The organism is bacterium (genome assembly GCA_037147175.1).
GTDB lineage: Bacteria > Cyanobacteriota > Vampirovibrionia > Gastranaerophilales > UBA9971 > UBA9971.
The window spans coordinates 1-26,966 of sequence record JBAWVS010000035.1; the positions used below are offsets into that span (position 1 = coordinate 1).

The window sequence follows — 26,966 nt, forward strand, 5'->3', positions numbered from 1 at the left end:
CAAGACGTGAAAAAAGAAAATTTGTTCTAAACTTTTAACTTAACTGAACACTAGTCTGGATATTTTTTTATAATTTTTTATTCTAAAAAATTAAAGAATTGTAATTAATAGCAGAAAAAGAAATTTGTCATAAATTGATTATAATTTTGGCATTGAGACTGTATACCCAAACTAGACAAGACTATTGGTGAGGTTTGCGTCTGGCATGACGGGATAGCCAAGCTTTGCTGTTGTATTTGAGGGTATGCCATCGGATATTGAGGCTGTATACCCAAAGGAGACAGAGTTATTGGTGAAACTTGCGTCTGGCAAGGAGGGATGGCCAAACTTTGTTGTACTATTTGCGGATTTGCCATCGGGTACTGAGGCTGAATTGCCAAACTAGGCAGAAATATTGGTGAATTAAAAGTATTGCATTGCGGTTGCTGGTAACAATTACCAAAAATACTGCTGTTATTGTTTTGACAATTATAATTAGACGAACCTCCAAAGAAATTAGAACTTTGAAAATAACTAAAACTTTGAAAGAGAGAACTAAAATTAAATGACATAAATCTTTTCTCCTATATGATTACTTAATACTTTTTCGATATTTATTATATACTTCTTATATATCTATAAAAAATAATTCACAGAGAAAATTGCTAAACATAATAAGAAAAAATTTTTATAATTTTGGAAATACCTTTGTTATCAAAGAAAAAACCATGTTAACATTTCTTAATATCCATATATCATATATCTAATTTTTATCCTGCTATAATAATTTCGTTGTAAATATCAATAAAAAAATATAAAATAAGAAAATACATTATGAATAAAGGAAATTTATGATTATCTCATATATTGGAGTTGGTTCAAATATTGGCGACAGAATTGGATACGTCCAGCAAGCCCATTGTTTGCTGAATGATACAGAAGGGGTTCAAGTGCTGGAAGGTTCGAGTTTTTATGAAACTGAACCTGTTGGCTACAAAAATCAGGAATGGTTTATAAATGCAGTTCTTAAAATAACAACAACACTTTCAGCTGAAGAACTATTAAGCCAGTGTTTAAGAATAGAAAAACAACTTGGCAGGGTACGTCATCCTGAATTACCTAAAAATGGACCAAGAGTTCTTGATTTGGATATTTTATTCTATGATAATAAAGTAATTAATAGTGATATTATGGAAATTCCTCATCCGAGAATGCACAAGAGAGCTTATGCGCTTGTGCCTTTACTCGAATTAGACGCAGATTTGGTGCATCCTGTTTTCAATAAAACCATTTCTGAACTGCATGAAAATTTAGACGAGCCGGAAGAAGTTTATTTATATGGAACACGAGAAATTGATTTCTAAAATTCAGGATTCAATAACCAAAAGCAGCAAAAGACCAGCTTTAATTCCTTTTATTGTTTCAGGTTATCCTGATTTTGAAACAACAAAAAATTTATTAAAATTATTTGAAGAAAAAAAAGTTGCCGCAATAGAGCTAGGCATACCATTTTCCGACCCTCTTGCCGATGGGCCTGTGATTCAAAAAGCTTCTAAAATTTCACTGGAAAACGGAACAAATATTAATAAAATCTTCGAGATGCTTGAAGAACTGAAAAAAGATTTTTCGACGCCTATAATTTTATTTACTTACTATAATCCTGTTCTAAGCTTTGGAGCGAAAAAATTTATTGAAAAAGCTGCATCTTTAAAAGTTTCTGGAATTATAATCCCCGATTTGCCCCTAGAAGAATCGGAAGATGTTTCAAAAATATGCAAAGAAAATAATATTGACCTGATTATGCTGGTTTCACCAACTTCTGATATGGAAAGAATAGAAAAAATTGCCCGAGCTTCAGCAGGATTTATATATCTGGTTTCTTCAACAGGCGTAACAGGAGTAAGAGAAAGTTTTTCGGAACTGCTTGAAAATATTTTACAAAAAATAAAAAACTTTACGTCAATTCCTGTCGCTGTCGGCTTTGGAATTTCAAAACAGCAGCATCTCAAAGAACTGCAAAAGCTAAATGCTGATGCCGCAATAATCGGAAGTGCAATTATAAAGCTTATAGATCAATATAAAGATGATAAAGCTTTGTTAATTAACAAAATGTCCGAATATCTGGATAATTTATACTAATAACTCAAATTGCTAAATAAATTTTACGCATCATTGCGAAGGATACCCGCTTTTTTGATTAATTATCAAAAAAGGAGGGGGCAGCCAAAGTACTCGACGAGGCAATCCATTTTATTTTTTATAAATTGCTTCGCTTTGCTCTCAATGACGATTTTGGCGATTTAGTAATTCGAATTATTTAGGCTATAAACAGATATAAAAAAAATTAAAAATAGGATTGATTTTATTTTATCTTAGGTTAAAATTATTAGTGAAATACTTCACGAATAAAAAATGATTTTTATTGTAGTTGTTGCAATGAATTTCTGATTTAATTGCAGGGAACATGATAACAATTATATAAATAAAATTATTATGATAAAAAACCTGTTTCTAAGTGAATCCTTGATAAAGTAAAAAAATTGTTTTAAAAAAATTTTAATTATTTAGTGAAAAATATCACGTAAAGGACAAAAATGCAATTAACAGTCTGTGTAGGATCTTGTTGTTACTCAAAAGGCGCTCAGGAAATCATTGATTTTATAAAATCTGATTACCCTGATGTTGAAGTTGTAGGAGCTTTTTGCCTCGGAAGCTGCTCTCAAGGTGTTTCTATAAAAATAGACGGAAAGATCAGGCTAATAAAAAACTGCGATGATATAAAAAATATAATGAAGGAACTAAAATGAATATTCTTTCTATCAATGAAGTAAACTGTAAAGACTGCTACAAATGTGTAAGACACTGTCCTGTCAATGCTATTAAAGTCAAAAACGGACATGCGGCTGTAGACGTAGACAGATGTATTCTTTGCGGATTATGCTACGGGATTTGTCCACAAAATGCCAAAGTCGTAAGAAATGACATTGATAAAGCAAAAGAAGTCATAAAAAACAATGAGTTCAGCGTTGTCAGTATTGCTCCTTCATTTTTTGCTTATTACAAACAACCATATCCGGGTAAAATATTAAAGGCTCTTTTCTTGCTCGGATTTTCCGGTATAGAACAAACCTCCAGAGCAGTGAAAAGCGTTTCTGATCAGCATCTTAAATATTATGTTAAAGAGCAAAAAATTGTAATTTCAAGTTCTTGTCCTGCAACAGTAAATCTTATGGAAAAATATTATCCTGATTTGCTAAAGTATCTTGCACCCGTAGTAAGTCCTGCAATAGCGCATTCTAAAATTATAAAAAACGAGCATAAGAATAATAGTTGCGGAATTGTTTTTATTTCTCCCTGTATTGCAAAAAAGCAGGAATTAAGCGATTCCGATATAAATGTCTGCTTAACTTTTGATGAAATGGAAGAATGGATAAAAACAGAAAACATAGAATTAGATAAACTTGAACCGGCTGATTTTAAAGAATATTTTTCACAAAATTCTTCTTTATTCCCGCTTTTAGGAGGATTAATAAAAAGAGTCGGGCTTTCTGAAAACTCTTTCGACAAAGAAATTATTTCAATAAGCGGCATCAGCGAAATTAAAGAAACATTAGATTTAATTAGAGAAAATAAAATAAAATCAGGTTTTATTGATATTTTGTCATGCAAAGGCGGCTGCGTATCAGGACCTTGCAGACCAAAAAGCTGCACAGATAAGAATTTCATGGAATTAAAAATCAATCTTATAGAAAACATGAAAAATTTGCCTGAAAAAGCTGATGAAAACTTGCTTTCAGACAATGAGCTTTATAGAGAATACCGGAATAAAGCCATAAAATCCGAAAATTATAAAGAAAAAGATATAAAAGCTATACTTGCACTTACCGGAAAAATAACCCCCGAAGATGAACATAATTGCGGTGCTTGCGGATACAACACATGCAGGGACAAAGCCATTGCAGTAATAAACGGAATGGCAGAAGCAGAAATGTGCATTCCGTATATGAGAAATCAGGCAGAAAAATTTACATCAATAGTCATAAAAAATACGCCAAACGGAATTATTTTACTCGATAAAAATTTTAAAATTACTGAAATCAATCCCGCTTTCGAAAAAATAGTTGATAAAACAGCAGAAGAACTTATTAATTCGCATATTTCCGAAATTATGGATGAAACTCCTTTCAAATTAGTAAGTTTCGAAGAAGAAACAGTTCATAAGTCAACAATAACAGTAAATAATAAAAATTTAAACCAGATTATTTACTCTGTACCTGATAAAAAACTTATTGCAGCTGTATTCATAGATATTAGTGATATAGAGGCTCAAAAAAAGGCTCTAAACAAAACAAAACACGAAACATTAACCAGAGCTCAGGCAGTTATAAATAAACAAATGCTGGTAGCTCAGGAAATCGCAGGTCTGCTCGGAGAATCCACCGCAGAAACCAAAGTTTTACTGGGTCAGCTAATAAAGACGCTGTCAGAGGATTAAATGTTTATAGAATATGCCGTAAGACAACTTAATAAAAAAGGCGAAGAGCTTTGTGGAGACAATATAGAGATTACAAAAAGCCCTTCAAGCAAGATTTTTGTTTTATCTGACGGGTTGGGAAGCGGTGTAAAGGCAAGCATTCTCTCTACACTTACTAAAAAAATAGCTGCCACTATGCTAATGCACGGAATGCCTATTGAAGAAGTCGTAGAAACAATTATCAGCACCTTACCTGTATGCAAGGTAAGAAACATTGCATATTCAACTTTTTCAATATTGCAAATATTTGACGACTTCGAAGCCAAGCTTGTTGAATTTGATACTCCCGATACTTTGCTTTTTCATAACAATGAATTTGTAGATTACAGCTACGAAAATTTAAAAATATCAGATAAAAAAATTAAAATAAGCAGATTTAAACTTTTTGACGGAGATTTTCTTGTAATTTTAAGCGACGGCATAATGCATGCAGGACTGGGAACACTTTTGCCTCTGGGATGGAAAAAAGAACACATTGCCGACTTTGTTACGAGAAACCTCAACGAGGAAACCGATTCCCGTATCCTTGCAGACAAGTTGATTGAAACTGCGCAAAATCTATATAACGGAGAAATAGGCGATGATGCAACTGTTCTTATTATTAAAACAAGGAAAAAAAATAGCCTTGTAGTCGCAATCGGTCCTCCTGTAGATAAAGCAAAAGATAATGAATTGGTTAATACAGTTTTAAAATTTGACGGGAAAAAAATAATCTGCGGAGGCACAACTGCCAATATTTTTGCAAAATGCATGAACCATGAAATAAAAGTTGATATAGAAAAAAACGAAGAGAATATTCCCCCTAAAGCCACAATTAAAGGAATAAACCTCGTTACGGAAGGCGTAATTACCCTTGCAAAAACAAAAGAAATTTTGGAACAGGATATCATAAAGAGCGATAATCCGGCTTTATTAACCTATAAAGAACCCAAAAATCCTTCACAAGAACTTGTAAATGCCTTTTACAAGGCTGATTCAATTAAATTTCTTGTTGGTACAGCAGTAAATTCGATATATACTGGTTATGACTTTCCTCTTGAAAGCAAATTAAAGATAAAACTCGTTCTGGATATAGCAGAAAAGCTCACAAAACTATGTAAAGAAGTTGAAATAGAATATTTTTAACAATAAAGGTGACAAAAATGACTAAAATCAAAGACACACAGGCAGAAACTTTATTTGAAAAACAAAGAAAATTTCAAAAAGTAAATGAAATAGTAAAAGAATATGATTATAAAAAATCAAATTTGATAGCTATTTTACAAAAAATTCAGGAATTTTACCGTTACTTGCCGGAAGAAATAATGACTTATATTGCAACAATAATGAAAATTTCTCCTGCGAGCGTTTACGGAGTTGCAACTTTTTACAGTCAATTCAGCCTTGAACCAAAAGGAAAATATGAAATAAAAATATGCGACGGAACAGCCTGCCATGTAAGAAAAAGTATGCCTGTTTACGACGCAATAGTGAAAAAATTAAACTTAAGCGGAAATAAATTTACAACAAAGGATATGAAATTCAGCGTGGAAACAGTCAGCTGCTTAGGAGCATGCGGACTGGCTCCTGTAGTTGTTATAAATGAAAAAGTTTATCCCCAAATGACACCGGATGCAATAACAATAATAATAGACGAAATACAAGCAAGACCTGAAGAAGGAGATAATTAGAAATGGCAGAAATTACAAAAATTGATATAAAAAAAGAATATGAAAAAGCTTGCGCTTATGTAAAAAGCACGGGCTTAAGAATTCTTGTATGCGCAGGCACAGGCTGCGTGGCAAACGGTTCTATGGAAATATACAAAAAGCTTGAAGAATTGGGCGCAGATGTAAGTTTAAAAGAAGAAAATAAGAAAATCAGTCCGATAAAAACAGGCTGCCACGGCTTTTGCGAGCAGGGCGTTCTTGTAGTAATTCCTGATTTGCACGTTACTTATGTAAAAGTAAAACTCGAAGATGTAACAGAAATTTTTGAAAAAACTCTGAAAAATTCTGAAATTATCGAAAGATTGCTTTATGAAGATCCTTCAACAAATAAAAAAATAGCTAAAAATGATGATATTAATTTTTATGCAAAACAAATGAGGACTTCTTTGTCGAATACAGGCAAAATAAACCCTGAAAAAATAGATGAATACATCTTTCAAAGAGGTTATGAAGCTCTAAATCATATATTAAGCTCATTAAAGCCTGAAGAAGTTTGTCAGGAAATGATAAAAAGCGGACTTAGAGGACGCGGCGGGGGCGGTTTTCCCACAGGAAAGAAATGGGAATTTGTAAGAGGCAATGAAAGCGACAAAAAATACGTAATTTGTAATGGTGACGAAGGAGATCCGGGTGCTTTTATGGACAGAAGCATCATGGAAGGCGACCCACACAAACTTCTTGAAGGAATGGCTGTTGCAGCTTATTCTGTAGGTTCGGACGAAGGTTATATTTATGTAAGAGCCGAGTATCCGCTTGCTGTACAAAGGCTAAAAATTGCAATAAAAGAGGCTGAAGAAAGAAATTATTTAGGTAAAAACATATTAGGCAGTGATTTTTCTTTTATAGTTCATATTAAAGAAGGAGCGGGTGCTTTTGTTTGCGGAGAAGAAACAGCACTTATTGCCTCCATAGAAGGCGAAAGAGGAATGCCTCGTCCTAAGCCTCCATTCCCTGCCAATAAAGGTTTATTCGGAAAACCTACTTTAATCAATAACGTAGAAACTTTTGCGAATGTTCCGCTAATTTTATTAAAAGGCTCTGACTGGTTTAAAAATCTCGGTACAGAAAGAAGTCCGGGTACAAAAACTTTCGCTCTTACAGGGGAAGTAAACAACACAGGACTTATAGAAGTTCCTATGGGTACTACACTGAGAGAAATTATATTTAATATCGGCGGCGGCATCAGAAATAACAAAAAATTCAAAGCCGTTCAGATCGGCGGACCTTCAGGAGGATGTTTAACTGAAGAACATCTTGACTTGCCGCTTGATTATGAATCTTTAACCTCTGTCGGAGCAATGGTCGGCTCAGGAGGACTGGTTGCTTTGAATGAAGATACTTGTATTGTTGAAATTGCAAGATTCTTTATGAAATTTACACAGAACGAATCCTGCGGAAAATGCGTCCCCTGCCGTGAAGGCACTAAAAATATGCTTATAATCCTCGAAAAAATCGTAGCAGGACAGGCTGAACTTAAAGATCTTGAATTGCTGGAAGAATTAGCAATGGTAGTAAAAGACGGATCTCTCTGCGGATTAGGAAAAACCGCTCCAAATCCTGTTTTGTCCACGCTTAAATATTTCAGAGACGAATACTATGCACATATTGTCGATAAAAAATGTCCTGCAAAGTGTTGTTCAGCCTTTACCAGAATAGAAATAGAAAAAGAACTTTGCAAAGGCTGCTCAAAATGCGCAAGACAGTGCCCTGTAGGCGCAATAGAAGGAAAAATCAAAGAACCGTACAGTATTGTTCAAAAGAAATGCATTAAATGCGGTGCATGCTTAACTGCTTGCCCATTCAATGCCATCAAGGAGGTAAATTAATAATGACTGATAAAATAAAAGAAAATATACTTTTAGTTGACGGACAGGAAGTTGAATTCAGCGATGAAAAAAATCTTCTCGAAGTTATAAGAAAAGCAGGCATTGAGGTTCCGACTTTTTGCTACAGACCTGATTTAAGCACTTACGGGGCATGCCGCATGTGCGTTGTGGAAATAGAAGGCAGAGGAATTCAAACAAGCTGCACAACAAAGCCTGAAGCAGGAATGAAAGTAAGAGTAAATACAGAGCGAACAAGAAATATAAGAAAAATGAGCGTTGAACTTCTTCTTGCAAGCCATGACAGGGATTGCACAACTTGCAGCAAAAGCAATAATTGCGACTTACAGGACCTTGCAAAAAAACTCGGCGTAAGGGAAGTAAGATTCGAAAGCCATAAAAATCATCTACCTATTGATGATTCTAATCCTTCTATCGTCAGAAACCCTAACAAATGCATTCTTTGCGGAGCATGCACAAGAGCTTGCAAAGAAATTCAAGGTCAGGGTGTGCTGGAATTTGTTAACAGAGGCTCAAAAACCATTGTTACCCCTGCTTATAAAAAGAACCTTGATGAAGTTGACTGCGTATATTGCGGACAGTGTACTTTAGTCTGCCCGACAGGTGCTTTAACAATAAAATCAGATATAGACAAAACATGGAAATTAATTTTAAATCCGAAAATTAAAGTTGTAGCCCAAATAGCTCCTGCGGTAAGAGTTGCATTAGGCGAAGCTTTCGGGTTTCCTTCAGGAGAAAACTCAATAGGTTTAATTGTATCCGCGCTTAAGAAAATAGGATTTGACTCTGTTTTTGATACTTCATTTACTGCGGATCTCACAATAATGGAAGAAGCAACAGAATTAATCGGCAGAATTCAAAAAGGGGAAAACCTTCCTCTATTTACAAGCTGTTGTCCGGCATGGGTAAGATTTGCAGAGCAAAGATATCCTCAATTATTAAAAAATCTTTCTACCTGCAAATCACCTCAACAAATGTTTGGTTCTGTAGCTAAAAAAATTCTTAAAGAAGAATTTGATGTTGATGAAGAAAATATTGCTGTTGTTTCTATAATGCCTTGTACAGCTAAAAAAGCCGAGGCAAACAGAAGTGAATTTGCTGAAAATTCTTTAAAAGACGTTGATCTGGTGCTTACAACTCAAGAATTAATAAGAATGATAAGAGAAGCCGGTATAGATTTTAATAATTTACAGCCGGAACACCTTGATTCGCCTTTTGGAATTTTCACAGGAGCAGGAGTAATTTTTGGAGCCTCCGGCGGTGTTACGGAAGCGGCAGTAAGAACAGCTTATGAACTTATTACAGGTAAAAGACTGGATAAAATAAATATAAAAGAAGCCAGAGGACTAAACTCTTTAAAAGAATTAAGTCTTGATATAGAAGGTCTGGAAGTCAAAATAGCCATAGTAAATACTTTGAAACAAGCTGAAGAGCTGGTCGAAAGAATATTAAAAGGCGAAGTTACTTATCACATGATAGAAGTTATGGCTTGTCCCGGTGGATGTATTGCAGGAGCAGGTCAACCTCTTGATTATAAAGACCCGTCAGTTAAAGTAAAAAGAATGAAGGGGCTATATTCTGCAGACGTTATGCTTCCTCTGCATAAATCTCATGAAAACCCTCACATTAAAGAGCTTTACAGCAAATGGCTGGAAAAACCCAACAGCAAACTTGCTCATGAACTTTTGCATACCCATTATAAAAACAGAAAAAGAATTTTAGGCGAATCTATCTCAATTATTTCCGCACAAGATTCTGAAGAAGTAACCGATATATCCGTTTGTGTGGGAACCTGTTGTTACGCAAAAGGCTCTTACAACCACATAGAAGGCTTGACAAAATTGATAAAAGAACATAATCTTCAAAACAAAGTAAACATAAAAGCAACTTTCTGTGTTGAAAATTGCAGTAAAGGTCCTTCTGTTATAATAGATGACAATATAGTTGCAGATACGGCTTCTAATAATACGGAATATATCTTCGAAAAATATATTCTTTCTAAATACAAAGAAACGGGTTTAACAACTTAATGAATAAAAAAATCTCACTTCCTTCTTTAAAAAGACTTCCAAAATATTACAGTATAGTTTGTGAATATTACAAAGAAGGAAGAGAATATGTAAAAAGTCTGGAAATAGCTAAAAAGCTGGACATTGACGAAACTCAAGTCCGAAAAGACATTGCGCTGTTAAATTATGCCGGAAAACCCAAAGTCGGCTTTAATACGTATGAGCTTAAAAAAGAGCTTGAAGAGTTTCTGGATTTGAATAACATGAAAGATTCTTTTTTAATCGGAACAGGAAATCTGGGGCTTGCCATTGCAAAATATAACGGATTTGAGAAATATGGCCTGAATATAACAGCATTGTTTGACACCGACCCTCATAAAATAGGTCTGCGAGTCGGTGATAAAGAAATTTTTCATGTGTCAAAGTTTCCTGATTTAGCAAAAAGAATGCAGATAAAACTAATCATAATTGCCGTCCCCGGACAAGAAGCCCAAAACATAGCTGATATTGCGGTAAATGCAGGCGTAAAAGCGATTTGGAACTTTGCTCCGGAGAATATAGAGGTGCCTAAAGACGTACTGGTTATAAATCAGGATTTGGCGACGGACTATATGGTACTCTGGCTGCAATTGCTTAACAAAAACTCGTCAATTTTAGCTTAATTTTTTAATTATTAATTTTTATGTGATAATTAAAATCTAATCAATCAGTAAGGAATCAAAAATGATAACAGAACAAAATTTTCAAGAAATCTATTTACAATGCAACGATTGCAGACAAGAATTTCTTTTCTCCGTAGAAGAACAGGAATTTTATCAACAAAAAGGTTTTACACAACCTAAAAGATGCGCTTCATGCAGAGCTCAAAACAGACAAAGCAAAAGCGGCGGATATTCAAGCAACCCTAAACCAAGATTTGAAGCAATATGTGATCACTGCGGAGTAAACACCACAGTGCCTTTTCAGCCTGCACAAGACAAACCTGTTTATTGCAGCGACTGCTACAGATCAATGAAATAAGGTAAATTGTAAAAAATTTTAATAAAAAGAGCGGAGTTAATTAATATCCGTTCTTTTTTTTGCTTTAAATTTATATTTGTATTACTATATGCTCTGATAAAAGCTTTGTTAATGTATAATTTTTTCAATGAAATAATAATATACTTTATGACATAGTGCTGAATTTAATTTTTGGATTATAAGTGAGGAATTTTTATGGGATGTCCTGCAGAAATAAAACGGGATCATTTAGCAGAAGAAAACGAAAATACGGTTAATAATATAGAAGCTGTATGCAATAAACCCAGAAACCAAATGTCCACAGACAGACTTCGTTACTTCGGGCATTTATACGGAGGGCTTAAGTCAGTCCTTCACAGCAGATTTTTAGCAAAAACGCCCAGACCGTTTACGTTTTCACATATGGTTACAAATAAATGTAATTGCGACTGTGATTTTTGTTTCTGGAAATATCATATACAGGAAGAAGAACTAACCCTGCCGGAAATCCAAAAATTGTACGGACAGGCTAAAAAAGAAGGCTTTATGAACAGCATTCTCTGGGGTGGAGAGCCTTTATTAAGACAGGATTTCACAGAGATCGCCAAAGCTTCTTATGATAACGGCATGTATACAAAAATGGCTACAAACGGATGGTATTTGACAGAAAACCATGAATTTGGCAATTATGTAGATTTAATGTTTGTTTCTATTGACGCAATCGGTGAAAAACACGATGTAATCAGAGGAAACAGATGGGGACTTTTCGACAGAGCCATTAACGGCATAAATTTCTTTAAGAAAAATTATCCTAAAATGCGTATTTATGTTTGTGCAACTGTTTCTACCGTTAATGACGAGCAGTCAATTACTGATATAGCAAAGCTTTGTAAAGATATGGATATTCTTTTGTACTTAACCATCAACAAAAGCTATCAGGATTTTACAGAGTGGAGCGGTATAGATAAGCTTAAGAAACTTGAAAGAGATGAAGAACAGCTGGCAGAACTTGCCAGACATATTAAATCTCTTAAGCATGCCGGATATCCGATAAGAAACTCGGATTATTTCCTCGATTATCTTATTGAGAAGAAAAATTATTATGAATGCCACTGGCCGCAAATTGCAATGGTTATTTATTCTAACGGAGATGTTCTCAGATGTACTGACAGACAGCCTGTTCCTGCTTTGAATGTCAGAAAAAAGGATCTGGGCGACATTATTAAATCAGAAGAATTTATTGATATTGCTAATAAATGCAAAGAATGCAAAATGGCATGCGTTGGAAATTACGCACTTGACGCATCAGGTCTCTGGAGATTTGACTGGGATGCTATCAAATCCATTGCCCAAATAGCGATTACATAAAAATATTTTATATATTTAATAAAAGAGGAAACTAAAAAATTTAGTTTCCTCTTTTTTAAGCAATATTTTTTATGTTCCGGTTTTATAAATTTAGTTTATAAAATGGTAATTTTTTAAATGTTTATCACAAGTTACAAACCACTGGTTACGAACTTAAAATCAACAACAAATAGACCTGAGCATCAAAATAATTTTAGACAGCATAATTCTTGTGATGTTTATTTTTCATCGACAAAACAGGAAATAAAAGGCAAAGAAGTCGGCAAAGTTAAAATTACAAAAATTAACCCCGATAATTCCAGAAAAGATTTGGAACTGACGGTCGCTTTAAATATAACAAACGAACGTGGCAGACAAAAAATTCAATACAGATTCTATACTCAAGATAAAAAACTATTGGGACATATGAGGATGGATGATACTAAAGTTAATAAAGATTTTAATTTTGATCTTAATTATGGAAAAGATTTTAATAATTTAAAAAAAACAGACTATATTTATATAACTTATCTGGAAACTATTAACGATAAATCATATAAAGGTATCGGACAAAATTTAATTCAAGTAGCGATAGAACAAAGTATAAAAAACGGTCATAAAGGCAAAGTTAAACTTTGTTCAGATAAACTGGGCAAAAGTGATTTGAGGGAATTACCTTCAGATTACGGATGTCCGACGGGTTTTTATTATGAAAAATGCCATTTTAGACCAAATCTATTTGAACGTACAGACAATGATATAGAGCAAGAATTAGCTAAAGTAAGATCAGAGAAGAAACATCCTTCAGAAGCAAATTTAAATTACATAGGAATGCACCTTCCTGAAGAAGAAATAAGTAATTTCTGGCTGCCTAAAATAAAAGAAAACCCTATTATCCTCTCAAAAAAAGAACTTGAAGACTTTGAAAAAGAAAATAAATCTCAATCTTCTTGAGATATTGATTAATCTGATTTTTCGTCGCAGGATTCGTCTTTGAGTACTGATTCAAAACGCAAAGAAACTACGTGCCAGTTAATAATTTTCATAAAAGCATCAATATATGATTTTTTATCCGTCCCGTAATCAGTCCCGAATGCATGTTCCCAGGTATCCAGCACCAAAAGAGGTCTTACAAAGACAGGCACATGTAAATTATGCTGGTCTATAGCGAAATTGTAAATTTTTCCGTCTCTGTAATTATAGCCTGTTATCGCCCAGCCTGCTCTAGAAGCCATGCCTGCTGCCTTTAAGTCTTCAAGATAAAGTTCAAAGCTTTCAAAATCTCTTTCAGCAATTTTTTTAAATATTTCTGAGGCCTCTGTATGTTTATCTGTCAAATTTGAAAAATATAATTCATGAAGAATAACACCGTTGAGATTATGAGAAAGATCGACCAGAAGGTTTCTGTATTCTGAATAATTATGATTTGCAGAGCTTCTGTCTGCCGATTTAAGTTTTTCATTAACTTCATTAACTTTTTTTATGTAACCTTCATAAAGTCCATAGTGAAGTTTTAATTGCTTTTCGCTAAATCCGTCAAGTGTTTCAAAAAAATAGCTGAAATCTTTTGCTTCATATTTATCTACTGTGCTGTGAAGTTTTTCTTCCTGTAATACCATTATATTTTCTCCTTATTTTTATACTGTTGAAATTTTTTTCCGTAATCTGCATTTACCGCTTTATAAGCGGTAAATGTTAAACGCATAACAAAATTTAAAAGTGTCATTGCCGATAATTATAAGTTTTAAAAAAGAATTTTCATCATTCTAATTGTTATAAAAATAATAATTTAGTTGACCTGATAAAAAGTTTACAAAATTAACAAATAGAAATTTCTCGAAAATGGTTTATATATCGTTTTTTTGCATTTTTAATTATTTTTTCAAATGTTTTATTAAAATTTTTTAAAGATTAATTTTAAAAGTGCCGATATGTTAATTAAGAGTGTCTAGAGGAAGTCATAAAATATGTCTTTAACTGAACAACAACTTGGTGAAAACAGTTTAGAAAATTTTCAAAATATGCTTTCCGAAATGGAAAAAGCAAAATATAAACATACAATTTTAATTGTTGATGATGAAATAAACAATTTGCAGCTGTTAAAAAGGTCTTTAAGGCGCAAATTTAATATTTTAACTGCTATGGACGGAAACGAAGCATTAGAAGTTATTGAAACAGAAGGGTCTCACATTTCTTTGATTCTCAGTGACCAACGTATGCCAAAAATGAACGGTACAGAGTTTCTTGCAAAAGTTTCCGAGAAATATCCTTATATAATTAAGATACTTTTAACAGGATACAGTGATATTGAAGCAATGATTGAAGGTGTCAACAGATGCCAGTTGTTTCAGTACATTACAAAACCATTTGAACCCGATGAACTTGAAATTATTATAGATCACGGAATAGAAGCTTACGAACTAACTTTAAGCAAAAATACGCTTTTGCGGGACTTAAAAGAATTATTTTTTACCACAGTAAAATCAATCTCCAGCGCTCTTGACGCAAAAGACACATACACTCATGGACATTCCCACAGAGTAACGTTGTTTTCGCTGATTTTATCCAAAGATATGGATTTAGAAGAAGATTTTATTGAAGAAATAGAAACGACAGGACTTTTGCATGATATTGGAAAGATAGCCGTTCCTGAGTATATTCTTTGCAAAACAGGTAAATTAACAAATGAAGAATATCAAATAATTCAGGACCATGCGGCAAAAGCAAAGAAAATTTTAAGCAGTATTCCCGGACTGACAAATGTTGCTTTATGGGCAAGCTGTCACCATGAAAGATGGGACGGCAACGGATATCCAAAAGGGATTAGCAACAAAGACATTCCTTTACCCTCAAGAATACTTGCCATAGCTGATACTTATGATGCAATGACTTCTAACAGGTCTTATAGAAAAGGACTTCCTCATGAAGTTGCTGTCGAAGAGATAAAAAATTGTGCGGGCTCCCAGTTTGATCCTCAGATTACAGAATCTTTTCTAAGGGTAGAAAAGATATTTAAAGAAGCAGCCCTGAATCCGACGCTTTATTACAATGAATACAGCGTTATTAACAAAAAGTATAAAGAAAACAATTAAGAATTATTTTTGTCAGATTTACGCTTTTTTGTACAGGATAAATAGATTTATGCCAAAAATCGGAAATAAATATATATAGAGCTTATTGCAAGCGAAATTATTGTTATCAGCAAGCCGTATTTCATAAACCTGAAAAAAGAAATAGGGTGACCTTCTTCATAAGAAGCTTCTGAAACAACAACATTTGCAGCTGCGCCAATTATAGTAGCATTTCCTCCGAGGCAAGCCCCCAAAGACAATGCCCACCATAAAGGATAAATATTCATAACGTTATGAAGTTCCTGAACAAGCGGCACCATTGTTATAGTATAAGGAATATTATCTATTATGGCTGATAGAAATCCTGAGCCCCAGAGGATTATCATTGCTGTGAGTTTCAAATCGCCCTGTGTCAATTTTAATAATTTTTGGGAAAGAAAATGAATTCCGCCTGTTGATTCTACTCCTCCGATAATTATAAAAAGACCGATAAAGAAAAATATTGTAAGCCATTCAACTTCGTGAATAATTTTTTTCGGGGAATCAAACAATAAAAGAACACTTGCACCCAGTAAAGAAATCATATAAGCTTCCAGATGAAAATTTCCGCAAAAAATAAAGCCGATTATGGTCAACAATAAAACAAACAATGATTTTATCATTAATTGTTTATCTTTAATCAAGTTTTTATCATCTAAATTTGCAATATAATTCGCCAATTCAGGCTTATTTATAAGGTCTTTCCTGAATAAATACACTAAAACAGCCGTACTTACTATAAAAATCAAAATAACAACAGGGGTTAATTCCTTAAGAAAATCATTAAATGTTAAAGCGGCCGCACTTCCTATGATTATATTCGGAGGATCGCCTATCAAAGTAGCTGTTCCTCCAATATTAGACGCAATGATTTCTGTAATCAAAAAAGGGATTGGATCAGCGTTTAACTCTTTTGCTATAACAAAAGTTATTGGAATTAGAAGGATTACAGTTGTTACGTTATTTAAAAAAGTTGAAAGGAAAGCTGTTAAAACAGAAAGCGAAATCAAAACATATACGGGATTTCCTTTTGTAAATTTTAAAAGTTTAACGGCAAACCATGTAAACACGCCGCTCTTGCTTGTAATATGAACAATCATCATCATACTTACAAGCAGCGTTATCACACCAAAATCAATATAAGCAAAAGCTTTATCAGCAGGTAAAATTCCCAAAACCAGAGTTAAAGAAGCCCCTAGCATAACTGTTGTAACTTTTGGGATTTTTTCTGCCGCAATAAAAATATATGTAAAAAATAAAATTAATCCTGCAATAATCGCCTTATTCATTCCAAAAATCAGAGAACTATGTTCCATCTGAAAAGTTCCTTTTGTTTTCTGTAAATCCAATCATTTAATGTAACCATATAACGCGGAAAGTTGTCAATTTTAACGCATTGTAATTATTGTCATTAATTTTTTTTTATTGTATAGTTTCCCTAGTTCTATTTTATATAGGTTTGTCAACTCTGGTTAATAAACGTTCATTTTTTTCTAAAATCAAATATAGTAAAATATTATTGTCAGAGAAATTGAGTAATTAAGTAAATTTAAAAAAGAGGTAATTTTTATCTATGAAAATTGTAGTGTGTGTAAAGCAAGTGCCTGATACTGCTGACATTAGATGGACAGAAAACAACACCATGATAAGAGAAGGTGTTGAAAGTATTATGAATCCTTTTGACGAATATGCCCTCGAAACAGCAATCAGAATAAAAGAAGCAAATCCTGATGCTGTAATAACAGCAGTAACAATGGGACCACCACAAGCAAAAGATGTTTTAAAAAGAGCAGTTGCAATGGGCGCTGATGAAGCAGTTCTTATTTCTGATAAGAAATTTGCCGGTGCAGACACATGGGCTACAAGCCACACACTTGCAAAAGCTATAAAAGAAAAAGTTGGCGATTTTGATTTAATTATATGCGGACAGTACGCTATTGATGGAGATACCGCGCAAACAGGCCCCGGAATTGCCGAGCAATTAGGTATCCCTCAGGTTACTTACGCTAAAGAAATTGAATTTACCGGCGGAACCACTGTTATAGTTAAACGTGAAATTGAAGACGGTATTCAAAGAGTAGAAATGGAACTTCCCGGTTTAGCCTGTATGTTAAAATGCGATTATGAACCGAGAATGCCTTCTATTAAAGGCACAATGAAAGCTAACAGAACTCCTATAGCTGAATACGGAATGGAAGATTTAGGGCTTGATCCTGCTAATGTCGGAATAAAAGGTTCACCTACTTTTGTATCAAGAGCTTTCAGACCTGAGCAAAAAATAGCCGGTGAAATAATTAATGCTGCTGATCCGAAAGAAGCGGCAAAAGTGCTTCTTGAAAAGCTCAAAAGCGACAAAGTACTTGTTTAATCAATAAATATAACAAATGGAGAATAATTTAATGAGTGAATACAAAGGTATTTGGATAATAGCAGAAAAGAGAGCCGACAATCAGATTGCAGGAGTTACTTTAGAGCTTATTAATGCTGCTAAAGAACTTTCCGGTCAATTAAACGGTGAAGAAGTCGGAACTATATTACTTGCCGGAAACGAAAATGTAGAAGAACAAATAAAAACAATTTCTGAAGCAGGAAGTGATAAAATTTACCTTGTACAGAATGAAAATCTTGCTCAATATTCAACAGAACTTTATACTGATGCTGTCTGTCAGGCTATTGAACAGAAAAAACCTTCTATCATTCTTGTTGGTGCTACAACAACCGGTAGAGATTTTGCCCCGAGAGTAGCTTCCAGACTAAATACAGGTTTAACTGCGGACTGTACATCATTAAGCATTAACGAACAAGGGTTGCTTGCAGCCACAAGACCTACTTTTGGCGGAAACCTTATGGCTACAATTCTGTGTAAAACAGCAAGACCTCAAATGGCTACAGTAAGACCAAAAGTATTAGCAAAACCTGAAATGAATCATGGTCATTCTGCTCAGGTTGAACAAATCAACGTAAACCTCGATGCTTCAAGAATTAAAGTAAAATTACTCGAATGCCTTGGCGCTTGCGGAATTGGCAATCAAAAAATTGAAGAAGCTGATATTATTGTTTCAGGCGGACGTGGTATGAAAACCGCTGAAGGCTTTAAGGTTCTTGATGATCTTGCACACGCTCTAGGCGGTGCAGTCGGTGCAAGCCGTGCTTGCGTTGACGCAGGTTGGAAACCTCACAGTGACCAGGTCGGACAAACCGGTAAAACTGTTTGCCCGAAAGTTTATATCGCTTGTGCAATTTCAGGTGCTATTCAGCATTTGGCAGGTATATCAGGCAGTGATATAATCATCGCAATCAACAAAGATCCTGAAGCTCCTATTTTTGGAGTTGCCACTTACGGAATCGTTGGTGATGTATTTGAAATCGTTCCTGCTCTTACAGAAGCGATTAAAGCAGAACAATTATCCCCTGTCGGCTAATAATTTAACAAAATAAAATAAAAAATTGCCTGTTTTTGAAAATTCAGGCAATTTTTTTTATTCACATGTTTTAACTATGTAATTGAACATCTAACAGGTAAAACATGATAAACAATTATTTATACCTGCGAAATAAACCGAATTTTTCTGCAAACATAAAATTTACGCGCTTTGATGTGTTTAAAAATAAAGACGTAAAAATAGTTACTGAGACAAAAGCAATAGATTCCGGGCTAAAGCTTGCTACTCATGATGTGCTTATGTGCAATGCGGGAGGGATTACTGGTGGAAATACAGATCAAAATTTATTATTTCACTTATTTGGTGAAAATTTTTTATTTAAGTTTTGCCATATTTCCCCGCAAAAGTTAATAGAACTTGGAAAAAAATTCAGCCAAACCGTATCTGAACTTAAAAAATTGCAAATAAAACCAAATGGCTTAATTTTTGGAGGTATGAACAAAGATGTAGAAAGTAAAGAGCTTTTAGTTGTTTTAAAATATTTTTTTAACAAACACAAAATTGATCCTACTATTTTTTGGGGAACAACAGAAAAAACAGGACGAAATTATCCGAGCAAAGAAATTTTTTATGATGGTCTAAAAGATATCTGGAACGTAAATATAGAAGAATGTAAGATTAAAAAGAAACATGCACTCGATGCTTTTGAATATATACATGTCTCACCTGAAGACAGAATAAAATTCCCCGATACAGGTTGGATAAGCGGCAAGAACAGAAGCCTAAACAAAGGTCATATCGACTTAACCATAGAAGATGTTTTAAAAAAATACAAGGTTGATCCTAAAATACTCGAATCTCTATCCGAATAAATAAGTTTAATCCTTGCAATATTTCTGGCCTAAAAGCTCGTCAGGCAGAAAATTCTGCTTTATCTCGGGATTGCTGTGGGAATAAATATAATCATTTCCAAAACCGTATTTTGAGGCATCTTTGTAATGAGAATCCTTTAAATGCAGCGGTGGAGAAAAATCTTTGCCGTTCTGAATATCATTAAGCGCCGCATCTATCGCCATAATCGTTTCATTGGATTTAGGAGCGCGCGCAACATAAATCACTGCCTGCGCAAGCGCAATTCTTCCTTCGGGCAAACCCAGAAGTTCAACAGCTTTGTAAGCATTAAGAGCAATATTTAAAGCCTGCGGGTCGGCATTTCCGACATCTTCGCTTGCTGTAACTACCAACCTTCTGGCTATAAATCTCGGGTCTTCCCCTGCTGCAATCATTTTCGCAAGCCAATAAATCGCAGCATCTGCATCAGAGCCTCTTAAACTTTTTTGAAAAGCAGAAGCAAGGTCGTAATGTTCCTGAACCCCGTACTTTACTGCTTTTGTCTGAGCAAGTTTTTGAATTAAATCTATTGTAAGGTTTCTTGTTCCTTCCTCTTTAGGGCTTGCAAAATAAGAAGATTCAACAAGATTTAATGCCCATCTTGCGTCACCTGAAGCCTGTCTTAGAATAAATTCCCCTATCTGCGGCTCTATATTTATCTTTCCGTAAGTATTGATTAAATATTTGTAGCCTTTGCGGATGATTTCGAGCATATTTTCATCTGAAAGCGGCTTGAATGATATTACCTGAGTTCTCGACAAAAGTGCGGGAATTATTTGAAAAGACGGGTTTTCGGTAGTCGCACCGATTACAAAAATCACGCCTTTTTCGACATAAGGAAGAATAGCATCCTGCTGGGGCTTGCTGTATCTGTGAATTTCATCTATAAAAACAAGAGTTTTTCTTGCGGTTGTTCTAAGTTCTGCTTCTGCATCCGCAACTACCTGCCTTAATTCTTTAATACCCGAATTGACCGCACTCAGTTCTTCGAACCTGCAGTCAAGTTCTTTTGACAAAAGTCGTGCAAAAGTTGTTTTTCCGCATCCGGGCGGTCCCCATAAAATCATAGAAAATAATCTGCCTGATTTCAGGAGATTATAAACAGGAGAATCTTTTTCTACAACTTGATTTTGTCCTAAAAATTCATCGAGCGTTTTAGGACGCAATGTTTCCGCCAGCGGAATTTGTCTGTTTGCGTAAAACAAACTCATATTTTCAAAGCTTCAATGAGAGAAATTTCTTTTACATCCTTGCAGTCTTTATAGAAATGTCTGCCTACTTCCTCGAACATAGGAGCATTTGAACTTACAAAGTACTCTATTTTGCCCTCAGAAGTGTCATTAATCAAATCAATAAGAGTTAACTCCTCAGCTACTTTGAGCGTAAGATGTTCAGCAGGATCTATAATCATTTCATTGTTGTTAGTCAGAGTATTTATAATTTCTCTTAAATAAGGATAATGCGTACATCCGAGAATTATTCTGTCAACTTCCTTTTCAAGAAGAGGCATTATGTATTTAATAACAAGTTTTTTTGCTTCATACGTTTCGATTTTATTGCTTTCAACAATTTCAACCAGCCCCGGACATGCAGTTTCAAAAACCTTAATATCCGGATTAAGTTTGTTTATAGCTTTGCTGTACGCTTTTGATGAAGCTGTTGCTGTTGTTGCAATTACACCAACTCTTTCAACATTTGAATAAGCAATATATTCTGCTGTTGGTTGAATTAAGCCAAAAATAGGAAAATCATAGTCATTTTTTAAATCATCGAGTACCACTGCCGAACTTGTATTACAAGCCATAATAACTGCTTTAACATCTTTAGATTTGTACCAGTCAAGAATTTCCTTTGCTATATCAAAAAGCTGTTCTTTTGTTTTCTCACCATAAGGAACCCGTGCCGTATCCCCAAAATACAGATAATTTTCGTTCGGTAATTCTGTTGCAAGTCTTTTTAATACAGTAAGTCCGCCGACTCCGGAATCAAAAACACCTATTGGTTTGTTGCTCATGAGAAAGTTCTGCTCCATGAATCAAATTTTTCATTTATATTATATTACAAAATTAATTAATAAAATCAGATTTTAAAAGCCCTGATTGTCTTACTATAGAAAGAAATGTTCCATAAGGAATTTCTGGTTTCGGATGAGGAATGATAACTGTTTTGCTTCCATTTACATATTTAGAATGGCTTCCCTTTATTGATTTTAAAGAAAAGCCATTTAGTATTAATATAGCAATAATTTCTCTCGAAGACAGCAATTTAGGCATTTATTGTTTTTTCTCCAAGCATGGCAATGTCTATAGGGAAAAACACAACATTATTATTATCTTCAAAATATAACTCCAGTGCTTCTGTAAGATTATCAACAGCCTCTTCTATTGTTTCTCCAAAGCTTGAAACATCAACATTCAAGCATTGCGAAACAAAATAATCACCTTCCTTGTAAACTGTATATTTTATATTTTTCACGAAAAAAAACCTGCTTAATTACATTATATGCTAATTATAGCATATAATGTGTCATTTACGTGGATTTCAGAAATTATTTTTAATTAAAGCAATTTTTTTTATGTTCCGGTTTTATATATTTAATCAGAAATTTACAGGCAAAAAAAATGTTCAATAACTATACTATACAAAGAAATAAGCCAAGCTTTTCTGCACATATAAAAATGTGTAGTTATTCAAAAATAGAAAAATATTTAGAAAGTGGTATTGAAGTTTCAGGCGGATATAACGCAATGTATAACATTGCAGAAGCCAGCTATGGCAAAAAAATAGGAACAAGACGCATCTGTGATTGCAATGCCGTTAGTATATTCGGAAAAAACACCGTTAATAATCTGGTTATGCATCTATGTCCCGATGATGAATCTATTTTTGGAAATCTTGCCGAAAATTTAATAGCCTTAGGCGAAAAATTCAGAAACACAGTAAATTTACTTAAACAGGAAGGAATAAAACCTGAAGGTCTGATTTTTGGAGGGAATTATCGATATCCGAAAAGCAAAGAGCTTACAGTAATTTTAAAATATTTTCTTGAAAAAGTTGGAATAAATCCAACTATTTTTGCCGGAACAGAGGGTTCAAAAAATATCTTTTATCAGGGAAATTTAAACACCTGGATGACAAATATAAAAAATATAGAAAAAAATGAAAAGTCACATGTAATGAAAGCTTTTGACTATATTCGCGTAGCCCCCGAAGATGTAGTGGAATTTTCCGACATAAAAGTAAAGGGAACAGACGAAAGTTTAAAAAAAGGACATATTGGCTTTACTATACATGATGTTTTAAATAAATATGTACTTGACCCTGAAACAGTACTAAAACAGGTTAATTTTTAGATTTTAAATAATTCAAAATCCCATCAGCAATTGCACGTGCTGTCTCATCTTTTCTTTCATCAGTAAGTAATGAACAGCGCTCAGCATCATTTGAGATGTATCCGATTTCTGCTAATATAGCAGGTACTTCTGTATTTCTGATAACATAGAACCTTGCGGTTTTAATTCCTCTGTCTGGAGAATTAATACTACTTACAAGTTTTGAATGAACAATTTGAGCCAGTTCTTTGCTTTGCGGAGTATAATAATAAGTTTCAAGACCTCTTGCCGAAGGGCTTTCTGAAGAATTTATATGTATACTTACGAAAGCATCAGGGATTTCCGTATTTGTAATAATTGTCCTTTGTTTTAGAGAAACAGTTTCATCACCTTCTCTTGTCATAACTACATTAATTCCTGCCTGTTGAAGATCTGATTTTACTCTTTGAACTACATCAATAGTAATATTTTTTTCATAAATACCTGCCCGCATTGCACCGGGTTCCTGACCGCCATGCCCTGCATCAAGAACAATTTCCCTTTTAGAAGTTGCTTTCCAAGTTGAGACAGGAATAATATCTTTAAGCGTAATTTCAAGGACTCTTCCGTCAAGACTAAGTTTTGACTCTACTTTTGTAGTTCTGTTTAAAGGAAAGAGCCATCTTGAACCGTTAGGATATCTGTCAATATCGTCAAAACTGACTCCATGAAACTGCCCTGTCTTCGGAAGGGCAAAAACGATTTCTTTTTTAGGCTGTCTAAGGTTATAGAGGTTAATAGCCAACATTTCAGGGGAATTATAATGTTTTAAATTATGAATTAGCGGTCTTGCAGAAGTAATAACGATTTTTGTTGTTTTTTTGTCCTGTTTAATAACTTTCAAATCCTGAATTTCTCCGAACGAGTCACTGTCAGGGAATTCCAGAAAACTAACTTCGTTTTCGGGAGCAATTAAAAGAGACTGCATATCAGGAGAAATTATTGTCTTATAAGCATCAGGATTTTTTGTTTCGATGACAACTCTGACCGTATTATTGTCAAATTGACCTATCCTTATGAAATCACCGTTTTTAAGACTTATAGGCTGAAGTATTTCATCGGAAGTTACAACGCTGTCCGGTATATCAAAAGCGATTCTTTTTAAGTTTGCGCTTATTTTGCTTGATGGCAAAGCCCTGTTTTCTGTTTTCACGCCCGTTTCACTTGAACCTTCAAGCAGCATAGGCTCTGTTATGGACAAAATACCCGTGCCTGAAATAATTACACGATTACCAAAATGCTTAACTTTTTTCAAAACAACATTATGGTCGATTTTATCCTGCAAACTTTTTATGAGAATTTCTTTTTCCTGCGCTGTAGAATCTTTTGATTTGCTAATTTTGCTTATATCAAGGTTTATGGGTAATGTATAATTTTCCGGAGCTTCCTGAATCGTTTTATCAAAAGATTCAGCAGCATCTCTATCTTTATACAGAGGACTATCGGAAATATTCGCGGGTGTTATTTCATTTAAGTCAAACAAAATAGTATTTTTGCTTTTACTTACTTTAATTGTCTTTAACATATCAGGCGAATCAGTAGTTAAAACCAGTCTCACCCGATCAGGTTCAGAAGAAAATTGAGCAATTCTTAAATCTTTAATTTTTTCATTGTTTAATTTTATACTTTTTTTTGTGCCTAGAAGCATTGCATTATCAACATCTACAACAAGCCTATCAGGATTTGAAAGCTTTGTTGTTTTAAAGGCAATATCCTGACTTCCTGTTCCTGCAACTATTATTAGCTTTCCTGCCGTATCAGGAACTACTTGTTTAATAACAAATTGATTTTTTGCGCTCACACCGGTACAAAGACAAAGGCTTATAAGCAAAAAAACAGAAAGCATTAATCTATATAAAAGCTCTGCTACTCTTCTCTTCATATAACCCCTTCTTTAAGAAAAAATGAATTTTCAATCTCAATACTAAAATAAATTTTGTTTACGGAAAACAATATAACTATTATCTAACATTTTTTAATTTCCGTCATGTATTTTTATATTTATAAATGTGTCAAAATTTTAGTAAATATTAATATTATTTTTGCTTATTCAGAACGACTTGTTTATAATGTTTCTGGCAATATGATAATACCTTATACAAGAAACTTATTAAAAATATATAGAATACAAATGATACTAAAATAAAATAGACATTTTGAATTGTAGAAAAGAAGAGAAATAAAGAAGAGGAGTACTAAAATGACATCAAAAAACTTTTTATTTACATCAGAATCTGTAACCGAAGGGCATCCTGATAAAGTATGCGATCAAATATCAGATGCTATACTTGACGCTTTTCTTTCTAAAGATCCTAAAGCCAGAGTAGCAGCAGAAACATCCGTTACAACAGGAATGGTTCTTGTGGCAGGAGAAATTACTTCTGATTGTTACGTAGACATCCCAAAAGTAGTTAGACAAACAGTAGAACATATCGGATACGTCGGTAAATCAGGCGGCGGATTTGATGCTTATACATGTGCTGTTTTGACAAGTATTGATGAACAGTCTTCCGATATTGCAGGCGGAGTTAACGAAGCACTTGAAACTCGCAGTGAATGTGCTTGTAACTTAGGCGAAACAGAAGAACTGGGCGCAGGAGATCAAGGTATAATGTTTGGTTTTGCTTGTGACGAAACTCCTGAATTAATGCCGCTTCCTATCAGTCTTGCACACAGACTTGCTTTAAAACTTTCTCAGGTTAGAAAAGATAATACACTTTCTTATTTAAGACCTGACGGAAAAACACAGGTTACCGTTGAATATGTTAACGGGATTCCTGCAAGAATTGATACCGTTATTATTTCCACACAGCATGATCCTATAATAGGAACCGAATCAGATAATCACAAAATCCAACAAATAATTGCTGACGATCTTAAAAAGCATGTAATTGCACCTGTATTCAAAAATGACAAAATTCAGCCTGATGAAACCACAAAATACCTGATCAATCCTTCAGGAAAATTTGTAATAGGCGGACCTCAAGGTGATGCAGGCTTAACCGGCCGCAAAATCATTGTTGATACCTACGGCGGATATTCAAGACACGGCGGCGGAGCTTTCAGCGGAAAAGATCCTACAAAAGTTGACAGAAGTGCCGCTTATGCTGCAAGATATGTTGCAAAAAACATTGTAGCAGCAGGATTAGCTCAAAAATGCGAAATTCAATTAGCTTATGCTATCGGTGTTGCGCATCCTGTATCAATTTTTGTTGATACATTCAACACAGGCAAAATCAGTGATGATGAAATTTCAAAAATCATCAGCGAAAACTTTAATTTAACACCTGCTGCAATTATTAAGCATTTTGACTTAAGAAATATGCCTGCTAAAAACGGCGGTGATTTCTTCAGATTAACAGCTTCTTACGGACACTTCGGCAGAACTGACATAGAATTTCCTTGGGAAAGTCTTGATAAAGTTGAAACCCTGAAAAAAGCAGCTAATTTAAGTTGCGGCTGCAGCTGCGGTTGCGGTTGTTAATAATATAAACTTATAAAATAAAAAGATGCTGTTCTTCTTTCTTTCGGGACAGCATCTTTTTTTATGTTTATAATACTAGTCCGAAGAATCTATATAATTAACTCGAATTTCTATGTCACCTAAATCGTCATTGCGAGCATAGCGTGGCAATCTATAAAAAATAAAATAGATTGCCGCGTCGAGTGATTTGGCTGCCCCCTTCTTTTTTGATAATTAATCAAAAATGAGCAATTTGAGTTTATTAGACTTATTATATATCATGCCCCGATGTCCAGTCAGAATTTTTTTAAGTTACTATCCTATGCA

Annotated in this window: 25 protein-coding genes; 18 read left to right on the plus strand and 7 right to left on the minus strand. The window is 34.1% G+C overall.

The window, feature by feature from the left end; all coding sequences use genetic code 11:
• Nucleotides 1-830: 830 nt before the first annotated feature.
• The 12 genes from folK (at nt 831) to WCG23_08950 (ending at nt 13,375) form a co-directional block, all read left to right on the plus strand.
• Entirely contained in the window at nt 831-1,343 is a 513-nt protein-coding gene (gene folK, locus WCG23_08895; GenBank protein MEI8389987.1) for a 2-amino-4-hydroxy-6-hydroxymethyldihydropteridine diphosphokinase, read from the plus strand.
• On the plus strand, nt 1,318-2,118 hold the full coding sequence (gene trpA / locus WCG23_08900; GenBank protein MEI8389988.1) for a tryptophan synthase subunit alpha: 801 nt from the start codon (nt 1,318-1,320) through the stop codon (nt 2,116-2,118). Before folK ends, trpA begins: the two co-directional genes overlap by 26 nt.
• 455 nt (nt 2,119-2,573) lie before the next feature.
• Nucleotides 2,574-2,786 (plus strand): (2Fe-2S) ferredoxin domain-containing protein, encoded by a 213-nt coding sequence (locus tag WCG23_08905; protein ID MEI8389989.1) that lies wholly within the window; start codon nt 2,574-2,576, stop codon nt 2,784-2,786.
• Nucleotides 2,783-4,474, plus strand: coding sequence for a [Fe-Fe] hydrogenase large subunit C-terminal domain-containing protein (locus tag WCG23_08910; GenBank protein ID MEI8389990.1), 1,692 nt, complete (start codon nt 2,783-2,785; stop codon nt 4,472-4,474). The genes WCG23_08905 and WCG23_08910 overlap by 4 nt, the downstream gene beginning before the upstream one ends.
• Entirely contained in the window at nt 4,475-5,638 is a 1,164-nt protein-coding gene (locus WCG23_08915) for a SpoIIE family protein phosphatase (protein ID MEI8389991.1), read from the plus strand.
• Nucleotides 5,639-5,655: 17 nt separating this feature from the next.
• Nucleotides 5,656-6,183 carry an NAD(P)H-dependent oxidoreductase subunit E gene (locus tag WCG23_08920; protein ID MEI8389992.1) on the plus strand — a complete coding sequence of 176 codons (528 nt, stop codon included), beginning with the start codon at nt 5,656-5,658 and terminating at the stop codon, nt 6,181-6,183.
• A 2-nt stretch (nt 6,184-6,185) separates the two neighbouring features.
• A complete protein-coding gene (locus WCG23_08925; GenBank protein MEI8389993.1) occupies nt 6,186-8,048 on the plus strand; it encodes an NADH-quinone oxidoreductase subunit NuoF in 1,863 nt (620 codons plus the stop codon).
• Between the two features lie 2 nt (nt 8,049-8,050).
• Nucleotides 8,051-10,096, plus strand: a complete 2,046-nt coding sequence (locus WCG23_08930; GenBank protein MEI8389994.1) for an NADH-dependent [FeFe] hydrogenase, group A6 — start codon at nt 8,051-8,053, stop codon at nt 10,094-10,096.
• Nucleotides 10,096-10,737 carry a redox-sensing transcriptional repressor Rex gene (locus WCG23_08935; GenBank protein ID MEI8389995.1) on the plus strand — a complete coding sequence of 214 codons (642 nt, stop codon included), beginning with the start codon at nt 10,096-10,098 and terminating at the stop codon, nt 10,735-10,737. Before WCG23_08930 ends, WCG23_08935 begins: the two co-directional genes overlap by 1 nt.
• A gap of 61 nt (nt 10,738-10,798) precedes the next feature.
• Nucleotides 10,799-11,095, plus strand: a complete 297-nt coding sequence (locus tag WCG23_08940; protein MEI8389996.1) for a CxxC-x17-CxxC domain-containing protein — start codon at nt 10,799-10,801, stop codon at nt 11,093-11,095.
• 195 nt (nt 11,096-11,290) lie between these two features.
• Entirely contained in the window at nt 11,291-12,442 is a 1,152-nt protein-coding gene (locus WCG23_08945; GenBank protein ID MEI8389997.1) for a radical SAM protein, read from the plus strand.
• Nucleotides 12,443-12,559: 117 nt separating this feature from the next.
• Entirely contained in the window at nt 12,560-13,375 is an 816-nt protein-coding gene (locus WCG23_08950) for a hypothetical protein (GenBank protein ID MEI8389998.1), read from the plus strand.
• Nucleotides 13,376-13,383: 8 nt separating this feature from the next.
• Here WCG23_08950 and WCG23_08955 read toward each other — a convergent pair whose 3' ends face one another.
• Nucleotides 13,384-14,040 (minus strand): Fe-Mn family superoxide dismutase, encoded by a 657-nt coding sequence (locus WCG23_08955; GenBank protein MEI8389999.1) that lies wholly within the window; start codon nt 14,038-14,040, stop codon nt 13,384-13,386.
• A gap of 348 nt (nt 14,041-14,388) precedes the next feature.
• On the opposite strand from WCG23_08955, the gene WCG23_08960 reads away from it, so the two are divergent.
• Nucleotides 14,389-15,513, plus strand: coding sequence for an HD domain-containing phosphohydrolase (locus WCG23_08960; protein ID MEI8390000.1), 1,125 nt, complete (start codon nt 14,389-14,391; stop codon nt 15,511-15,513).
• Nucleotides 15,514-15,560: 47 nt separating this feature from the next.
• Here WCG23_08960 and WCG23_08965 read toward each other — a convergent pair whose 3' ends face one another.
• Nucleotides 15,561-16,847: an ArsB/NhaD family transporter gene (locus WCG23_08965; GenBank protein ID MEI8390001.1), complete on the minus strand. Its 1,287-nt coding sequence runs from the start codon at nt 16,845-16,847 to the stop codon at nt 15,561-15,563.
• 257 nt (nt 16,848-17,104) lie between these two features.
• Between WCG23_08965 and WCG23_08970 the strand changes: the two genes are divergently transcribed.
• The 3 genes from WCG23_08970 to WCG23_08980 all read left to right on the plus strand — a co-directional run bounded on the left by WCG23_08970 (nt 17,105) and on the right by WCG23_08980 (nt 19,786).
• On the plus strand, nt 17,105-17,899 hold the full coding sequence (locus WCG23_08970; protein ID MEI8390002.1) for an electron transfer flavoprotein subunit beta/FixA family protein: 795 nt from the start codon (nt 17,105-17,107) through the stop codon (nt 17,897-17,899).
• A 31-nt stretch (nt 17,900-17,930) separates the two neighbouring features.
• Nucleotides 17,931-18,953, plus strand: a complete 1,023-nt coding sequence (locus tag WCG23_08975; protein MEI8390003.1) for an electron transfer flavoprotein subunit alpha/FixB family protein — start codon at nt 17,931-17,933, stop codon at nt 18,951-18,953.
• A gap of 104 nt (nt 18,954-19,057) precedes the next feature.
• Nucleotides 19,058-19,786: a hypothetical protein gene (locus WCG23_08980; GenBank protein ID MEI8390004.1), complete on the plus strand. Its 729-nt coding sequence runs from the start codon at nt 19,058-19,060 to the stop codon at nt 19,784-19,786.
• 6 nt (nt 19,787-19,792) lie between these two features.
• On the opposite strand, the gene WCG23_08985 is transcribed toward WCG23_08980, so the two are convergent.
• Genes WCG23_08985 through WCG23_09000 form a run of 4 tightly spaced genes read right to left on the minus strand, consistent with a single transcriptional unit; the run spans nt 19,793 to nt 22,280 of the window.
• The gene (locus tag WCG23_08985) at nt 19,793-21,016 is read right to left on the minus strand and encodes a replication-associated recombination protein A (protein MEI8390005.1); all 1,224 of its coding nucleotides are present in this window, start codon (nt 21,014-21,016) and stop codon (nt 19,793-19,795) included.
• Entirely contained in the window at nt 21,013-21,819 is an 807-nt protein-coding gene (gene murI, locus WCG23_08990; GenBank protein MEI8390006.1) for a glutamate racemase, read from the minus strand. Before murI ends, WCG23_08985 begins: the two co-directional genes overlap by 4 nt.
• Before the next feature lie 52 nt (nt 21,820-21,871).
• Complete coding sequence (locus WCG23_08995) at nt 21,872-22,078, minus strand: type II toxin-antitoxin system HicA family toxin (protein ID MEI8390007.1); 207 nt, start codon at nt 22,076-22,078, stop codon at nt 21,872-21,874.
• On the minus strand, nt 22,071-22,280 hold the full coding sequence (locus tag WCG23_09000; protein MEI8390008.1) for a type II toxin-antitoxin system HicB family antitoxin: 210 nt from the start codon (nt 22,278-22,280) through the stop codon (nt 22,071-22,073). The genes WCG23_08995 and WCG23_09000 overlap by 8 nt, the downstream gene beginning before the upstream one ends.
• A gap of 146 nt (nt 22,281-22,426) precedes the next feature.
• Here WCG23_09000 and WCG23_09005 point away from each other — a divergent pair, with 146 nt between their 5' ends.
• Nucleotides 22,427-23,158, plus strand: a complete 732-nt coding sequence (locus WCG23_09005) for a hypothetical protein (GenBank protein ID MEI8390009.1) — start codon at nt 22,427-22,429, stop codon at nt 23,156-23,158.
• Here WCG23_09005 and WCG23_09010 read toward each other — a convergent pair.
• Nucleotides 23,148-25,058 (minus strand): N-acetylmuramoyl-L-alanine amidase, encoded by a 1,911-nt coding sequence (locus WCG23_09010; protein MEI8390010.1) that lies wholly within the window; start codon nt 25,056-25,058, stop codon nt 23,148-23,150. The genes WCG23_09005 and WCG23_09010 overlap by 11 nt on opposite strands.
• Nucleotides 25,059-25,376: 318 nt before the next feature.
• Here WCG23_09010 and metK point away from each other — a divergent pair, with 318 nt between their 5' ends.
• On the plus strand, nt 25,377-26,660 hold the full coding sequence (metK, locus tag WCG23_09015) for a methionine adenosyltransferase (GenBank protein MEI8390011.1): 1,284 nt from the start codon (nt 25,377-25,379) through the stop codon (nt 26,658-26,660).
• Nucleotides 26,661-26,966: the final 306 nt, after the last annotated feature.

Bases quoted from the DNA above. Each gene is read 5' to 3' on its own strand.
- folK (MEI8389987.1), top strand. From the start codon at position 831: ATGATTATCTCATATATTGGAGTTGGTTCAAATATTGGCGACAGAATT.
- trpA (MEI8389988.1), top strand. From the start codon at position 1,318: ATGGAACACGAGAAATTGATTTCTAAAATTCAGGATTCAATAACCAAA.
- WCG23_08905 (MEI8389989.1), top strand. From the start codon at position 2,574: ATGCAATTAACAGTCTGTGTAGGATCTTGTTGTTACTCAAAAGGCGCT.
- WCG23_08910 (MEI8389990.1), top strand. From the start codon at position 2,783: ATGAATATTCTTTCTATCAATGAAGTAAACTGTAAAGACTGCTACAAA.
- WCG23_08915 (MEI8389991.1), top strand. From the start codon at position 4,475: ATGTTTATAGAATATGCCGTAAGACAACTTAATAAAAAAGGCGAAGAG.
- WCG23_08920 (MEI8389992.1), top strand. From the start codon at position 5,656: ATGACTAAAATCAAAGACACACAGGCAGAAACTTTATTTGAAAAACAA.
- WCG23_08925 (MEI8389993.1), top strand. From the start codon at position 6,186: ATGGCAGAAATTACAAAAATTGATATAAAAAAAGAATATGAAAAAGCT.
- WCG23_08930 (MEI8389994.1), top strand. From the start codon at position 8,051: ATGACTGATAAAATAAAAGAAAATATACTTTTAGTTGACGGACAGGAA.
- WCG23_08935 (MEI8389995.1), top strand. From the start codon at position 10,096: ATGAATAAAAAAATCTCACTTCCTTCTTTAAAAAGACTTCCAAAATAT.
- WCG23_08940 (MEI8389996.1), top strand. From the start codon at position 10,799: ATGATAACAGAACAAAATTTTCAAGAAATCTATTTACAATGCAACGAT.
- WCG23_08945 (MEI8389997.1), top strand. From the start codon at position 11,291: ATGGGATGTCCTGCAGAAATAAAACGGGATCATTTAGCAGAAGAAAAC.
- WCG23_08950 (MEI8389998.1), top strand. From the start codon at position 12,560: ATGTTTATCACAAGTTACAAACCACTGGTTACGAACTTAAAATCAACA.
- WCG23_08955 (MEI8389999.1), bottom strand. From the start codon at position 14,040: ATGGTATTACAGGAAGAAAAACTTCACAGCACAGTAGATAAATATGAA.
- WCG23_08960 (MEI8390000.1), top strand. From the start codon at position 14,389: ATGTCTTTAACTGAACAACAACTTGGTGAAAACAGTTTAGAAAATTTT.
- WCG23_08965 (MEI8390001.1), bottom strand. From the start codon at position 16,847: ATGGAACATAGTTCTCTGATTTTTGGAATGAATAAGGCGATTATTGCA.
- WCG23_08970 (MEI8390002.1), top strand. From the start codon at position 17,105: ATGAAAATTGTAGTGTGTGTAAAGCAAGTGCCTGATACTGCTGACATT.
- WCG23_08975 (MEI8390003.1), top strand. From the start codon at position 17,931: ATGAGTGAATACAAAGGTATTTGGATAATAGCAGAAAAGAGAGCCGAC.
- WCG23_08980 (MEI8390004.1), top strand. From the start codon at position 19,058: ATGATAAACAATTATTTATACCTGCGAAATAAACCGAATTTTTCTGCA.
- WCG23_08985 (MEI8390005.1), bottom strand. From the start codon at position 21,016: ATGAGTTTGTTTTACGCAAACAGACAAATTCCGCTGGCGGAAACATTG.
- murI (MEI8390006.1), bottom strand. From the start codon at position 21,819: ATGAGCAACAAACCAATAGGTGTTTTTGATTCCGGAGTCGGCGGACTT.
- WCG23_08995 (MEI8390007.1), bottom strand. From the start codon at position 22,078: ATGCCTAAATTGCTGTCTTCGAGAGAAATTATTGCTATATTAATACTA.
- WCG23_09005 (MEI8390009.1), top strand. From the start codon at position 22,427: ATGTTCAATAACTATACTATACAAAGAAATAAGCCAAGCTTTTCTGCA.
- WCG23_09010 (MEI8390010.1), bottom strand. From the start codon at position 25,058: ATGAAGAGAAGAGTAGCAGAGCTTTTATATAGATTAATGCTTTCTGTT.
- metK (MEI8390011.1), top strand. From the start codon at position 25,377: ATGACATCAAAAAACTTTTTATTTACATCAGAATCTGTAACCGAAGGG.